Genomic DNA, 15,120 nt, shown 5'->3' on the forward strand with positions numbered 1-15,120 from the left:
CGTCACATTCCCGTCGTCCGCCCGGAGGACGGGAATGTGACGACAGGCCCTAGGGACCCAGGCCCAGGGGAGGCCCCGTGTTCAACATGTTCGAGGAGCTCTTCGCACCGGGACGCAAACACACCCGCGACGAACAGAACCGCCTGGAACTGACCCGAGAGGACGTCGGCGACGGCGACCCCGGACGCGGCCCGATAGACCTCGCGTCCGGAAAGGTCGTCGTACGCCGGTCCGAGCAGGTGGAGCAGGCTGAGGAGCAGCCGGTAGGGCCGGAAGAGCCGGCCCAATCCGATCAGCCGCCCCCTCACGACACCTGAAGCTCCAGAATCCGGTCGTCCCCGTCCTTCGGCGACCCCCGCCCGTCCGTCGCGCTCGTCACCAGCCACAGCTTGTCGCCGCCCGCCGACACCACCGTACGGAGCCTGCCGTACTCGCCCTCCAGGAACGCCTGCGGGTCGGCCGAGGCCTCCGTGCCGTCCAGGGGGACGCGCCACAGGCGCTGGCCCTTCAGCCCCGCCATCCAGATCGAGCCCTCGGCGTAGGCGATGCCGCTCGGGGACGCGTCGTCCGTGCGCCACTGGGCGAGGGGGTTGTGGAAGGCGTCGTCGTCGCTGTCGCCCTCCGCCTCGGGCCAGCCGTAGTTGTCGCCCGGCGCGATCTGGTTCAGCTCGTCCCAGGTGTCCTGGCCGAACTCCGAGGCGAACAGCCGCTGCTCGGAGTCCCAGGCGAGGCCCTGCACATTGCGGTGGCCGTACGAGTACACCGCGGAGTCGGGGAAGGGGTTGCCCGGGGCCGGTTCGCCCTCCGGGGTCATCCGCAGGATCTTGCCGCCCAGCGAGGACTTGTCCTGGGACAGCCCGGTGTCACCGCTCTCGCCCGTGCCCGCGTACAGCATCTTGTCCGGGCCGAAGGCGATCCGGCCGCCGTTGTGGATGTATCCCTTCGGGATACCCCGGAAGACCGTGTTCGGGGCGCCCAGCTGCTCGCCCGCCGGCTTCTCCTCCTCGTACAGCATGCGGGCGATGCGGTTGTCCGACTCCGTCGTGAAGTACGCGTAGACCATGTGGTCCGACGCGAACGACGGGGAGAGGGCCAGGCCCATCAGGCCGCCCTCGCCGGCCGGGGAGACACCGGGCACCTCGCCCAGCTCCGTCTTCTTCCCCGTCTCCGTGTCGACCCTGGTGATCGTGCCCTCGTCACGGGAGGAGACCAGCAGATCGCCGTCCGGGAGCGGGGCGAGGCCCCAGGGGCTCTTCAGGTCCTCCGTGACCGTCCGCAGCACCTTCACCGTGCCCTTGGCGGGTGGGGCCTCCTCGGTCTCCCGCGTGGAGGGCGACGACGTCGACCGCGTACTCGTACCGCTCGGTGACGCGGTGTCGTCGCCGCCCGAGCCACCTCCTCCGCCCTCGTCGGAGGAGCAGCCGGCCGTGAGCAGGAGCGTGGCTGCGGCCAGTACGGCCGTCACAGCTCGACGTTGCACGATCATGGTCCCTTCGACGCGGCACGTTCTCCTTGTCATACACCGCTCGCGCCCCACGAGTTCCCGATCGCCGAAGCCTGATGCCCCGACCCGGGTTCCCGCGGTACCCACTTCCCTCCTTTCCCTACCTATCCACCCGTATCAGTCCCACGATCCCTGCGCCCGGGGCAGTCCCGCGACCTCCGTCAGATCCGCCGCCGACAGCCGCAGCTGCGCCGCCCGCGCGTTCTGCGCCACCCACCGTTCCCGCTTCGTCCCCGGTACCGGCACCACCTGCCGGCCCTGCGCGAGCACCCACGCCAGCGCCACCTGGGCCGGGGTGACCTCCGGACCGAGGCGGGCCGCCACCCGGCGCAGGCCCGCCACGATCGGCTGGTTCGCGGCCATCATCTCGGCCGTGAAGCGGGGGTGGCGGGCCCGGATGTCCTCCGGCTCGAAGCCGCCGCCCGGCGTCAGCGTCCCGGTCAGAAAACCGTTGCCCAATGGCATCGCCGCCAGAAAGCCCACCCCGCGCGCGGTGCACCACGGCAGCAGCGTCTCCAGCGCCTCCGTCGACCACACCGACAGCTCGGCCTGCACCGCGCTGACCGGAAACACCTGCTGCACGCGCTCCAACTGACGGATCGTCGCGTCGTACAGCCGCGCCTGCGACCGGCGCCCGGTCCGCGCGCCCATCGCGGACAGCCCCAACGCCCGTACCTTTCCGGCCCGTACGAGTTCCGCCAGCGCGCCCCAGGTCTCCTCGACGGGAACCTCCGGGTCCGCGCGGTGCAGCTGGTACAGGTCGATGACGTCCGTCTGGAGGCGGCGCAGTGACGCGTCGCACGCCCGTCTCACGTATCCCGGGCGGCCGTTGGCCACGATGTGCTGATCGCCCACCAGCAGACCGACCTTCGTCGACACGAAGGCGTCCGGGCGCCGTTCCCTCAACACCCGCCCCACCAGCAGCTCGTTGGTGAACGGGCCGTACATGTCGGCCGTGTCCAGGAGCGTCGAGCCCTCGTCCAGGGCCCGGTGCACGGCCCGCACCGACTCCTCGCCGCGCTGCCGGGACGCGCTGTACGCCCAGCTCATCGGCATGCACCCGAGGCCCACGGCCCCCACTTCGAGCGCCGCCGCGCCGATCGTCCTGCGCTCCACCTGGTCGTGAACCTCTCTCTCCCTGCGCCCCAAACCTAACCTCTGCACGCACAGGGGTTCGCCCAGGACCGATCCACGGCCCAGGCTCTAGCCTCGTGACCATGACTGCTGACGTGTGGCTTCCCATCCCGCCGGAAGAGATCGAGGGCCTCCCCGAGGGGCCGAACTACCTCTTCTGGAACGGCGATCACGACTACCCGGGGGACCCGGCCGACTGCGCGTTCTACGTGGTGCCGTACATGAAGCCCGTCGAGGTGTGTGTACGTCCCCTGCCGGACATGACCGGCGTCCAGGTGCTCCAGACGCTGTCCGCCGGAGTCGACAACATCCAGCCGGGGCTCGGGCAACTGCACCCGGGCGTACGGCTGTGCAACGCGCGCGGAGTGCACGAGGCGAGCACCGGGGAGCTGACCCTCGCCCTGATCCTGGCCTCGCTGCGCGGCATCCCCGACTTCGTGCGGGCGCAGGACAAGGGGGAGTGGCTGGGCGGGTTCCGGCCGGCGCTCGCGGACAAGAGCGTCCTCATCGTCGGGTACGGGTCGATCGGCGCCGCCATCGAAGACCGGCTCGCGCCCTTCGAGCTCGCGCGGGTGGCGCGCGTCGCGCGCTCTGAGCGCACCACGGCGCGCGGACCGGTGCATCCGCTCACCGAACTGCCCGCCCTGCTGCCCGAAGCCGACATCGTGATCCTCGCCACGCCCCTCACCGATCAGACGAGAGGACTGGTGAACGGCGACTTCCTGGCGCGCATGAAGGACGGCGCACTGCTCGTGAACGTGGCCCGCGGGCCTGTCGTCGACACCAAGGCACTGCTGGCCGAGCTGGAGTCCGGACGCCTCACCGCCGCCCTCGACGTCACCGATCCGGAACCGCTGCCGCCGGGACACCCCTTGTGGCAGGCGCCCGGCGTGCTCATCAGCCCCCATGTCGGCGGCCCCACCTCCGCGTTCCGGCCGCGCGCCGAGCGGTTGCTGGTGGACCAGTTGAGTCGTTTCATGAACCAGGAGCCGCTGCGGAACGTGATCCTTACGACAGGGACGAGCGACACGTAGTCCGGTTCGGGCACCCTCCGCATTCCCCCGGATGCGAGGTGTGTCCGTGTTGCCGCCGGCCGTCACGGAGCGTAGAGGAACTATGTCCCTGAGTGACGAGACTGGTGTATCGTCCCGACAGGGGCTGCGCCGCGTACCGTTCGGCGCCGGGGTTGGACATTTCAGACTGTGAGGGGGGCGACGGGCGATGCACGGCCTATGGGCGAACGATCCGACGCGGCGGGGCCGCCGACGGCGACCCTGGCGCACGGCCGCGCGCAGACGCGGCCACAGCAGCCATCACCACCACCGCCGGCACAGCGGTCGCCGGAGGCATCCGCACACCGCGCCCCCGGCACCCGCCGCGCACCCGCCGCACCGGGTCACGCGGGACGCGGGAGCGGCGCGGGTCCGGAGGGTCCGGTGAGTTCCCCTGGGGCACTGCTGGCCCGCCGGCCGATCTCCGGTGGGGGGACGAACCTGGTCACGCAACTCGTACTGGCCCTGGTGTGCGCGGGATACGCCGTCGGTTCCGCGTTCGGCTGGGGTTCCCCCCGACTCGCCCTGATCATGGGCGACTTCGGGCTGAGCGCGGCGGCGGCCACAGCGGCCGTGTCCTGCTTCCTCTACGCCCGCAGCCGTATCCGCTTTCGACCCGCCTGGCTGCTGTTCGCGCTGTCGTCCGCCATGGCCTCCCTGGGCAACCTGGTCTGGGGGTGGTACGAGGTCGTGCTCGACGTGGACGTGCCCAGCCCCAGCCTCGCCGACCTGTTCTTCCTGTGCTTCGCCCCGCCCGCCATCGTGGGACTCCTGGTCCTCGCCAAGCGGCCGGTGACGAAGGCCGGATGGGTCTGCATGGTCCTCGACGCCTGGCTGATCGGCGGCTCGCTGCTCACCCTGTCCTGGAGCCTCGCCCTGGCGCAGACGGCGAAGTTCGACGGGCCGAGCGTCGCGCACACCGCGCTGTCGCTGGCGTACCCGCTGCTCGACATCGCTCTCGTCAGCATGGTCCTCGCGCTGCACTTCCGGCGCTCCACCGTGAACCGCTCGGCGGTGAACACCGCGATCGGCGCGCTCGCCCTGACCGTGGGCTGCGACGCCCTGTTCACCTCGCCCCTGATGCACAACAACTACCACTCGGGCCAGCTGCTCGACGCGGGCTGGTTCGCCGGCTCGCTGCTGCTGGCGTACGCGCCATGGGTGGGCTCCGGCCACGAAGGCCCCGGTGAATCCGGCGGGCACACGCGCGTGGTGCACGAGCACCTCCCCGGACAGCAGCGCCCCGGTGGCCGTCCCAGCGGACACCAGCACGCGCCTCACACGTCTCACATGGTCCACGCGCCTCGCCAGGGCCACCCGTCCGCCCCCGGGCAAGGGCATCCGCCCGCACCGGGCGGTGATCACAGCCGGTATCCGGCCACCCGGCCCATCACCGGCTCGCTGGCCGCGCTCACGCCGTATCTGGCCGCCGCGGTGTGCACGCTGGGCATCCTCTACAACGTCCTCAACGGCCGCAGCCCCGACCGCGTCGTGCTCATCACCGCGGGCGCCGTCGTCCTCGCGCTCGTCGTGCGCCAGGGCATCATGCTGCTCGACAACATCACCCTCACCCAGGAACTGGCCCAGAAGGAGAACCACTTCCGCTCCCTGGTCCAGGGCTCCAGCGACGTCATCATGATCGCCGCTCCCAGCGGGATGCTGCGGTACGTCAGTCCGGCCGCCGCCGGGGTCTACGGCCGGTCCGCGGAGGACCTCGTCGGCACCGAACTGGCCCATCTCATCCACCCGGAGGACCTGGGCTGCGTGGTGCACGAAGTGCGCCGCTTCCTCGCCGCCAGCCCCGGCGAAGAACCCACGACCCGCATCGAGTGCCGCTTCAAGTCCGGCGACGGCGGCTGGCTGAACGTGGAGTCCACGGTCAACCGGCACCACGGCGGCCTCATCTTCAACAGCCGGGACGTCACCGAACGGGTGCGGCTCCAGGCCCAGTTGCAGCACAACGCCGAGCACGACCCGCTCACCGACCTGCCCAACCGCGCGCTGTTCACCCAGCGCGTCCAGCAGGCCCTGTCCGGCCGTCGTTCCACCGACCGCGGCACGGCCGTCCTCTTCATCGACCTCGACGGCTTCAAGGCCGTCAACGACACGATCGGGCACCAGGCCGGGGACGAACTGCTCGTCCAGGCCGCCCGCCGACTCCAGGACTCCGTCCGGTACGGGGACACCGCCTCCCGCCTCGGCGGCGACGAGTTCGCCGCCCTGATCGTCGGCGACGGCACCCGGGACCGTACCGCCCGCGAGCGCCACATAATGGAACTGGCCGACAGGCTGCGGCTCACCCTCTCGCAGCCGTACGACATCGACGGCAACGACGTCCGGGTCAACGCCTCCATCGGCGTGGCCTTCGCCGAGCCCGGTCTCGGCGCGGGCGAGCTGCTGCGCAACGCCGACCTGGCGATGTACCGCGCCAAGGCCTCCGGCAAGGGCCGCGTCGAGCTGTACGCGCCCCAGATGCAGCAGGACGTCGTACGGAAGGCGGAGCTGGCCACGCGGCTGCGGGCCGCACTGCACGACGGCGAGTTCGCGCTGCTGCACCAGCCGGTGGTGGCCCTGGAGAACGGCCGGATCACGTCGGTCGCCGCCCAGGCGCGCTGGCGCTCCTCCCAGGGCGTGCTGTTCACGCCCGCCGAGTTCCTGCGCGTCACCGAGGACAGCGACAAGACCGCCGAGCTGGACCGCTGGATGCTGGAGGAGGCCGTCGAACAGGCCGCCGAACGCGCCGCGACCGGGCTCGCCGTACCCGTCGCCGTCCGGATGAGCGCCCGGCGGCTCCTCGACCGCTCCCTGCCCCTCGGATCGATCGAGACCCTGCTCACCCGGCACGGGCTCCCCACCGGCGCCCTGGTGATCGAGCTGGCGGACACCGACCCCCGGGTCTCCCTGGACGAGCTGGAGCGCCGGCTGAACGCCTTCCGGCGGCTCGGCGTACAGATCGCGCTGGACGGCTTCGGCAGCGGCTACGCGGCGATCACGGCACTGCGACGGCTCCCCGTCGACGTACTGAAACTCGACCGCGGGCTGGTCGAGGGCGTCGTCGAGTCCGCGCGGCTGCACAAGATCACCAGCGGGCTGCTCAGAATCGCCAACGACCTCGGGCTCCAGTCCGTGGCCGACGGCGTGGACCTGCCGGAGCAGGTGATCGCCCTGCGCGCGATGGGCTGCACACACGGACAGGGCATGGCCTTCTCCGGGCCGCTGGACGAGTACCGGCTGCGCCGGGCCTTGTCCACGGGCCGCTATCCCGTGCCCAACGGCCCGGCCGAGCCCGCGTTCGCGGGGGGCGGCTCCGGGGTGTACACAAGTACGGGTGTGTCCGCCAGTACAACTGTGTCCGCAAGCACGGGTGTGCCCGCCGTTCTCGGGGGCGGAACGGCCCTCCGCTCACATAATGAGACTCCCGTCCCACCCACTTGACAGTCGGTGCGTGCCGGGGGGAGGGTCGACCCCATGCGCACCCGAATTCTCGTACTTGGAAAGCGCGTCGGCTGACGCTGGTGAATGTTTCGGACGGACCCGGAACTCCCAGCGACCGCACCCGGCGCGCTCCCCTCGCTTGCCTCACGGCACGAGGGGTTTTTTGTTGCACCGACACCAGTCGGACCGCGACAAAATCACAACGCACACCGCACAAAACTCGCAAAAACCCTCAGCATCGAGAAGAGAATGCCGATGACCGAGCAGGCCACCGGGGCCCATCACCCGCAGCCGCGGCCCCGTTCCGGAGGACAGCAGTCCGCCCCCGAGCACGTCACGGGTGCGAAGTCCCTCATCCGCTCGCTTGAGGAGGTCGGGGCCGAGACGGTATTCGGCATTCCCGGGGGCACCATCCTGCCGGCGTACGACCCGATGATGGACTCCACGCGGGTGCGCCACGTGCTGGTCCGCCACGAGCAGGGCGCGGGTCACGCGGCCACCGGTTACGCGCAGGCCACCGGCAAGGTCGGCGTCTGCATGGCGACCAGCGGCCCCGGCGCCACCAACCTGGTGACCCCGATCGCCGACGCGCACATGGACTCGGTGCCGCTCGTGGCGATCACCGGGCAGGTCGTGTCCAAGGCGATCGGTACGGACGCCTTCCAGGAGGCGGACATCGTCGGCATCACCATGCCGATCACCAAGCACAGCTTCCTGGTCACCAAGGCGGAGGACATCCCCCAGGCGATCGCGCAGGCGTTCCACATCGCCTCCACCGGCCGCCCGGGCCCGGTCCTGGTCGACATCCCCAAGGACATCCTCCAGGCCCAGACCGTCTTCCAGTGGCCGCCGGTCACCGACCTGCCGGGCTACCGCCCGGTGACCAAGCCGCACGCGAAGCAGATCCGCGAGGCGGCCAAGCTGATCACCGCCGCCAAGCGGCCGGTCCTGTACGTCGGCGGCGGTGTCATCAAGGCCAAGGCCACCGCCGAGCTGAAGGTCCTCGCAGAACTCACCGGAGCGCCCGTCACCACCACCCTGATGGCGCTCGGCGCATTCCCCGACAGCCACCCGCTGCACGTGGGAATGCCGGGCATGCACGGTGCGGTCACCGCCGTCACCGCGCTGCAGAAGGCCGACCTGATCGTCGCCCTCGGAGCCCGCTTCGACGACCGTGTCACCGGCAAGCTGTCCAGCTTCGCCCCGCACGCCAAGATCGTCCACGCCGACATCGACCCGGCGGAGATCGGCAAGAACCGCGCCGCCGACGTCCCGATCGTCGGGGACGCCCGCGAGGTCATCGCCGACCTGGTCCAGGCCGTGCAGAAGGAACACAGCGAGGGCCACGCCGGCGATTACACCGCCTGGTGGAAGGACCTCAACCGCTGGCGCGAGACCTACCCGCTGGGTTACGAGCAGCCCGACAACGGCTCGCTCTCCCCGCAGCAGGTCATCGAGCGCATCGGCCAGCTCGCCCCCGAGGGCACGATCTTCACGGCGGGCGTCGGCCAGCACCAGATGTGGGCCGCGCACTACATCCAGTACGAGAAGCCCGCGACCTGGCTGAACTCCGGCGGCGCCGGAACGATGGGCTACGCGGTTCCCGCCGCGATGGGAGCCAAGGCCGGCGCCCCGGACCGTACGGTCTGGGCGATCGACGGCGACGGCTGCTTCCAGATGACCAACCAGGAACTCACCACCTGCGCGCTCAACAACATCCCGATCAAGGTCGCCATCATCAACAACGGCGCCCTCGGGATGGTCCGCCAGTGGCAGACCCTGTTCTACAACCAGCGGTACTCCAACACCGTGCTGCACTCGGGCCCGGGCGACGTCAATCCGGACGCCAAGGGCACCCGCGTCCCCGACTTCGTGAAGCTGTCCGAGGCGATGGGCTGCTACGCGATCCGCTGCGAGTCCCCCGACGACCTCGACAAGGTCATCGAGGAGGCGAACTCGGTCAACGACCGCCCCGTCGTGATCGACTTCATCGTCCACGAGGACGCCATGGTGTGGCCGATGGTCGCCGCCGGCACCTCCAACGACGAGATCATGGCCGCCCGGGACGTCCGCCCCGACTTCGGCGACAACGAAGACGACTGAGCGAGAGAGACGTAAAGAGACATGTCCAAGCACACCCTCTCCGTCCTCGTCGAGAACAAGCCAGGTGTCCTCGCCCGGATCACCGCCCTGTTCTCCCGGCGCGGCTTCAACATCGACTCGCTCGCCGTCGGCGTCACCGAGCACCCCGAGATCTCCCGCATCACCATCGTGGTCAACGTGATCGAGGCACTGCCCCTCGAACAGGTGACCAAGCAGCTCAACAAGCTCGTCAACGTGCTGAAGATCGTCGAACTGGAATCCGGCTCGGCCGTTCAGCGTGAACTCGTTCTGGTGAAGGTGCGCGCCGACAACGAGACGCGTTCCCAGATCGTGGAGATCGTCCAGCTGTTCCGCGCCAAGACGGTCGACGTCTCCCCGGAGGCCGTCACCATCGAGGCCACCGGCAGCAGCGACAAGCTGTCCGCGATGCTCAAGATGCTGGAGCCGTACGGCATCAAGGAACTGGTGCAGTCCGGCACGATCGCGATCGGGCGCGGCGCGCGCTCGATCACCGACCGGTCGCTGCGCGCGCTGGACCGGTCTGCCTGAGCATTGACCCGCAGACCTGTTTGATCACGGGCGGCCGTCGGTCGTCGGCCGCCCGTATTGCGAGACCCCCGAACTTCACTTCCCCCCGCCGTCATACGGTGGGACGCAACACCTGCACTCAAGGAGAGAACCCAAAGTGGCCGAGCTGTTCTACGACGCCGACGCCGACCTGTCCATCATCCAGGGCCGCAAGGTCGCGGTCATCGGTTACGGCAGCCAGGGCCACGCCCACGCGCTGTCGCTCCGTGACTCGGGTGTCGACGTCCGCGTCGGTCTGCACGAGGGCTCCAAGTCCAAGGCGAAGGCCGAGGAGCAGGGCCTGCGCGTGGTGACCCCCGCCGAGGCCACCGCCGAGGCCGACGTCATCATGATCCTCGTCCCGGACCCGATCCAGGCCCAGGTCTACGAGGAGTCCATCAAGGACAACCTCAACGCGGGCGACGCGCTGTTCTTCGGCCACGGCCTGAACATCCGCTTCGACTTCATCAAGCCCCCGGCCGGCATCGACGTCTGCATGGTCGCCCCCAAGGGCCCGGGCCACCTCGTGCGCCGCCAGTACGAGGAGGGCCGCGGCGTTCCGTGTATCGCGGCCGTCGAGCAGGACGCGACCGGCAACGCCTTCGCGCTGGCCCTGTCGTACGCCAAGGGCATCGGTGGCACCCGCGCCGGCGTCATCAAGACGACCTTCACCGAGGAGACCGAGACCGACCTGTTCGGTGAGCAGGCTGTTCTCTGCGGTGGTACGGCCGCGCTGGTCAAGGCCGGTTTCGAGACGCTGACCGAGGCCGGCTACCAGCCGGAGATCGCGTACTTCGAGTGCCTGCACGAGCTGAAGCTGATCGTCGACCTGATGTACGAGGGCGGCCTGGAGAAGATGCGCTGGAGCGTCTCCGAGACCGCCGAGTGGGGCGACTACGTCACCGGCCCGCGGATCATCACCGACGCCACCAAGGCGGAGATGAAGAAGGTCCTCGCCGAGATCCAGGACGGCACCTTCGCGCGTGAGTGGATGGCCGAGTACCACGGCGGTCTGAAGAAGTACAACGAGTACAAGTCGCAGGACGAGCAGAGCCTCCTGGAGACCACGGGCAAGGAGCTGCGCAAGCTCATGTCGTGGGTCGACGACGAGGCGTGACGCCGTCGGTCGGGCCGTGACGCCGGTGGTTCACCGGCGTCACGGCCTGACTGTGTGCCCGGAGTCCCGCTGGATTCGGCACGTGCGGGTGATCCTTCCGCGCAGGCGGGAGAACGCCCTCGCCGCGCCACTACACTGCCGTACTACATTCGCGTCAGGCCCACAGCGTCGTGCGTCTTCCACGCGGTAGCCCCTCCACCGCCTGCGGCCGTCGGGACGGCCGTCCGCAAAGGACTGAGTGAGGACTCACGTGAGCTCGAAACCTGTCGTACTCATCGCTGAAGAGCTGTCGCCCGCGACCGTCGACGCGCTCGGCCCGGACTTCGAGATCCGGCACTGCAACGGAGCGGACCGAGCCGAACTGCTCCCTGCCATCGCCGATGTCGACGCGATCCTGATCCGCTCGGCCACCAAGGTCGACGCGGAAGCGGTCGCCGCCGCCCGGAAACTGAAGGTCGTCGCACGAGCCGGCGTAGGCCTGGACAACGTGGACGTGCCGTCCGCCACCAAGGCCGGCGTGATGGTCGTCAACGCCCCCACCTCCAACATCGTGACCGCCGCCGAACTGGCCTGTGGTCTCCTGCTCGCCACCGCCCGTCACATTCCGCAGGCCAACGCCGCGCTGAAGAACGGCGAGTGGAAGCGCAGCAAGTACACGGGCGTGGAGCTGGCCGAGAAGACCCTCGGTGTCGTCGGCCTCGGCCGCATCGGTGCGCTCGTCGCGCAGCGCATGTCCGGCTTCGGTATGAAGGTCGTCGCGTACGACCCTTACATCCAGCCCGCGCGCGCCGCGCAGATGGGCGTGAAGGTCCTGTCGCTGGACGAGTTGCTCGAGGTCTCCGACTTCATCACCGTCCATCTGCCGAAGACCCCCGAGACGGTCGGGCTCATCGGTGACGAGGCGCTGCACAAGGTCAAGCCGAGCGTCCGGATCGTGAACGCCGCGCGCGGCGGGATCGTCGACGAGGAGGCGCTGTACTCGGCGCTCAAGGAGGGCCGCGTCGCCGGCGCCGGTCTCGACGTGTACGCGAAGGAGCCCTGCACGGACTCCCCGCTGTTCGAGCTGGACCAGGTCGTCTGCACCCCGCACCTCGGTGCCTCCACCGACGAGGCGCAGGAGAAGGCCGGTATCGCCGTCGCCCGCTCGGTGCGGCTCGCGCTCGCCGGTGAGCTGGTCCCGGACGCGGTCAACGTCCAGGGTGGGGTTATCGCCGAGGACGTCAAGCCGGGTCTGCCGCTCGCCGAGAAGCTCGGCCGCATCTTCACCGCGCTCGCGGGCGAGGTCGCGGTCCGCCTCGATGTCGAGGTGTACGGCGAGATCACCCAGCACGACGTCAAGGTGCTCGAACTCTCCGCGCTCAAGGGCGTGTTCGAGGACGTCGTCGACGAGACCGTGTCGTACGTCAACGCCCCGCTGTTCGCCCAGGAGCGCGGCGTCGAGGTACGGCTGACGACCAGCTCGGAGTCCGCCGACCACCGCAACGTGGTCACCGTGCGCGGCACGCTCGGCACCGGCGAGGAGGTGTCGGTCTCCGGCACGCTGGCCGGTCCGAAGAACCACCAGAAGATCGTCGCGGTGGGGGAGTACGACGTCGATCTCGCGCTCGCCGACCACATGGTCGTCCTCCGGTACGTCGACCGGCCCGGTGTCGTCGGCACGGTCGGGCGCGTCTTCGGTGAGGCGGGCATCAACATCGCCGGGATGCAGGTGTCCCGGTCGGTGGCGGGTGGCGAAGCGCTGGCTGTCCTGACCGTCGACGACACGGTCGAGCCCGGGGTTCTGGCGGAGGTCGCCGAGGAGATCGGCGCGACGTCCGCTCGATCGGTCAACCTGGTCTGAGGTGACCGTCGTCTGGGGGCTGCCGCCCCCAGGCCCCCGCTTCGGCCCGAACGGCCTCGTCCTCAATCGCCGGACGGGCTGAGATTGCCTGAGCGACGCTGACAAGGTGCTGTGGGCCGGGCTTCCACGTGAACGCCGGACGGGCTGAGGTGACTCAACCCGTCCGGCGTTTTCAGTTGCTCTCCCTCAACCTGAGTGCCAGCACCGCCGCCCCCAGCAACACCACCACCCCCGCGACCGCCGCCGCCTGCATCCCGTGGGCGTACGCCTCCCTCGCCGCCGTGACCAGCGCGTCTCCCGTGCGCGCCGGGAGTCGGTGGGCCACCGCCAGGGCGCCGCCCAGGGTTTCGTGGGCCTCGGCAGGGGCCGACGTCGGGATCTCGTGGCGGTAGACCGCCGTACCGATCGAGCCCAGTACGGCCATGCCCAGCGCGCCGCCGAACTCCGCGCCCGTCTCCAGCAGGGAAGCTGCGGTGCCCGCCTTGTCGACCGGGGCGGTGCTCAGGCCCAGGTCCATCATCTGGGACATCACGGTGACGATGCCGGCCGCGAGGACGCCCGCGCCGGCCAGCACCAGCCACAGGGAGTCGGTGCCCACCAGGGCCAGCAGGCCGTAGCCGCAGGCCGCCGTCACGAAGCCGCCCGCGACGACGTGGGCGCGCAGTACGCCCCGCTGGACCAGGGCCGCGGCGAGCGGAGCGGCCACGCCGACCAGGACCGTCGGCAGCAGGCCCCACAGTGCGGCCTCCAGGGAGCTTTTGCCCAGCACCGACTGGAGGTACTGCGTGGTGAAGTACGCCGAGCCCATCATCCCGAACGCCGAGATCAGGTTCAGGGAGACGGCCGGGCCGAAGCCCCGCCCCCGGAACAGCACGGGGGAGATGAGCGGCGAGGCGGCCGTGCGCTGGCGCTGGACGAAGAGGTACGCGAAGAACAGGCCGACGGTGACCGAGACGACGTACTTCGCGTACCAGCCGTCCGACGCGATCTCCTTCAGGCCGTAGATCACGGGGAGGACCGCCGTCATCGACAGGGGGACGCTGAGCAGGTCGAAGCGGCCGGGGGCAGGGTTCTTGGACTCGGGGAGCAGGGCCGGGCCCAGGATCAGGAGCAGGGCCATCGCGGGCAGGTTGACCAGGAAGACCGAGCCCCACCAGAAGTACTCGATGAGCAGGCCGCTCATCACCGAGCCGAGGGCGATGCCGCCGGTCATCACGCCGGACCACATGCCGATCGCCTTGGCGCGCTGCCCTGGGTCGCGGAACATCGTGCGGATCAGGGCCATCGTCGACGGCATCAGGGTCGCGCCGCCGATGCCGAGGACCGCGCGGGCCGCGATGAGGGTCTCGGCGCTGTTCGCGTACGCGGCGAGCAGGGAGCCCGCGCCGAAGGCGGCGGCGCCGATGAGGAGGAGCCTGCGGCGGCCGATGCGGTCGCCGAGGGAGCCCATCGTCATCAGCAGGCCGGCCAGGACGAAGGCGTAGATGTCGAAGATCCAGAGTTGCTGGGTGCCGGTCGGTGCCAGGTCCGCGCTGATCGCGGGGACCGCGAAGTAGAGGACGGAGACGTCCATCGAGACCAGCAGCAGGGGCAGCATCAGCACGCCGAGCGCGGTCCATTCGCGGCGGCCGGCTCGGGGGCCGGGGGAGGTCGTCGTGCAGGTTTGGTTCGTCATGGCGAGCAATGTACGGGCGTTTTAAACGGGTGTCTATGACGGACGTATAAATCGTTTGTCTAGGACGGGTGTATGGATCGTGGGTAGGGTGGGCGCATGGGACACCGTGAGGATCTGCTCGAAGGCGCCAAGCGCTGCCTGCTGGAGAAGGGCTTCGTGCGCACGACCGCGCGCGACATCGTCAAGGAGTCGGTGACCAACCTGGCGTCGATCGGCTACCACTACGGCTCGAAGGACAAGCTCCTCGCGGAGGCGTACGTCTCCCTGATCGAGGGGCTCTCCGACGACTTCCTTCCCGCCGCGGAGGCGAGTGGCGGCGACACGGAACCCGGTTCGCTCGACCGGTTCCAGGAGGTCTGGTCGAACATCATCGCCACCATGCAGGGGCCGGGTTCGATGTGGCGTCTGAGTGTGGAGATCGTGGCCATGGGGGACCAACTGCCCGCGGTTCGCGACCACTTGGCGCTGGCCCAGCGCGAGGCCGCCCGTGGCCTCATCCCGCTCTTCTTCGGGGGCCGCGAGGAGGACGTGCCGGAAGGGGACGTCGACTCCGTCGGGCAGTTCTACAACACCCTGATGACCGGGCTGATCTGCCAGTACGTCTTCGATCCGGCCACGGCACCGACCGCGGACCAGCTCACCGAGGGGCTGCGGCGGGTGATCGGGGCCGCCGCAGACGGCCGTAAGTGACCC

11 protein-coding genes are annotated in these 15,120 nt (G+C 69.9%); 8 read left to right on the forward strand and 3 right to left on the reverse strand.

From position 1 onward, the window contains the following. The first annotated feature begins 77 nt into the window (after positions 1-77). Positions 78-317, forward strand: coding sequence for a DUF6191 domain-containing protein (locus tag ACWDR4_RS40325; protein WP_450415945.1), 240 nt, complete (start codon positions 78-80; stop codon positions 315-317). Here ACWDR4_RS40325 and ACWDR4_RS40330 read toward each other — a convergent pair. Then, positions 305-1,486, reverse strand: coding sequence for a PQQ-dependent sugar dehydrogenase (locus tag ACWDR4_RS40330; RefSeq protein WP_450415947.1), 1,182 nt, complete (start codon positions 1,484-1,486; stop codon positions 305-307). The genes ACWDR4_RS40325 and ACWDR4_RS40330 overlap by 13 nt on opposite strands. Positions 1,487-1,621: 135 nt before the next feature. Then, positions 1,622-2,620, reverse strand: coding sequence for an aldo/keto reductase (locus ACWDR4_RS40335; RefSeq protein WP_450415948.1), 999 nt, complete (start codon positions 2,618-2,620; stop codon positions 1,622-1,624). A gap of 101 nt (positions 2,621-2,721) precedes the next feature. Here ACWDR4_RS40335 and ACWDR4_RS40340 point away from each other — a divergent pair, with 101 nt between their 5' ends. From ACWDR4_RS40340 to serA, 6 genes are all read left to right on the forward strand, one after another. Further along, positions 2,722-3,672, forward strand: a complete 951-nt coding sequence (locus ACWDR4_RS40340) for a 2-hydroxyacid dehydrogenase (RefSeq protein ID WP_450415950.1) — start codon at positions 2,722-2,724, stop codon at positions 3,670-3,672. 402 nt (positions 3,673-4,074) lie between these two features. After that, entirely contained in the window at positions 4,075-7,125 is a 3,051-nt protein-coding gene (locus ACWDR4_RS40345; RefSeq protein WP_450415951.1) for a putative bifunctional diguanylate cyclase/phosphodiesterase, read from the forward strand. 255 nt (positions 7,126-7,380) lie between these two features. Continuing rightward, positions 7,381-9,228 (forward strand): acetolactate synthase large subunit, encoded by a 1,848-nt coding sequence (locus ACWDR4_RS40350; RefSeq protein ID WP_450415953.1) that lies wholly within the window; start codon positions 7,381-7,383, stop codon positions 9,226-9,228. A 21-nt stretch (positions 9,229-9,249) separates the two neighbouring features. Then, on the forward strand, positions 9,250-9,777 hold the full coding sequence (gene ilvN / locus ACWDR4_RS40355) for an acetolactate synthase small subunit (RefSeq protein WP_053739835.1): 528 nt from the start codon (positions 9,250-9,252) through the stop codon (positions 9,775-9,777). Positions 9,778-9,913: 136 nt separating this feature from the next. After that, positions 9,914-10,912: a ketol-acid reductoisomerase gene (gene ilvC / locus ACWDR4_RS40360; RefSeq protein ID WP_450415954.1), complete on the forward strand. Its 999-nt coding sequence runs from the start codon at positions 9,914-9,916 to the stop codon at positions 10,910-10,912. 250 nt (positions 10,913-11,162) lie between these two features. Beyond that, on the forward strand, positions 11,163-12,752 hold the full coding sequence (gene serA / locus ACWDR4_RS40365) for a phosphoglycerate dehydrogenase (RefSeq protein WP_450415956.1): 1,590 nt from the start codon (positions 11,163-11,165) through the stop codon (positions 12,750-12,752). 172 nt (positions 12,753-12,924) lie between these two features. Here the strand turns inward: serA and ACWDR4_RS40370 are convergent, their stop codons facing one another. After that, on the reverse strand, positions 12,925-14,427 hold the full coding sequence (locus tag ACWDR4_RS40370; RefSeq protein WP_450415957.1) for an MFS transporter: 1,503 nt from the start codon (positions 14,425-14,427) through the stop codon (positions 12,925-12,927). A gap of 96 nt (positions 14,428-14,523) precedes the next feature. Between ACWDR4_RS40370 and ACWDR4_RS40375 the strand changes: the two genes are divergently transcribed. Continuing rightward, positions 14,524-15,117, forward strand: coding sequence for a TetR/AcrR family transcriptional regulator (locus ACWDR4_RS40375; protein ID WP_450415958.1), 594 nt, complete (start codon positions 14,524-14,526; stop codon positions 15,115-15,117). Positions 15,118-15,120 lie beyond the last annotated feature (3 nt).

The organism is Streptomyces sp. NPDC000878, assembly GCF_053599695.1.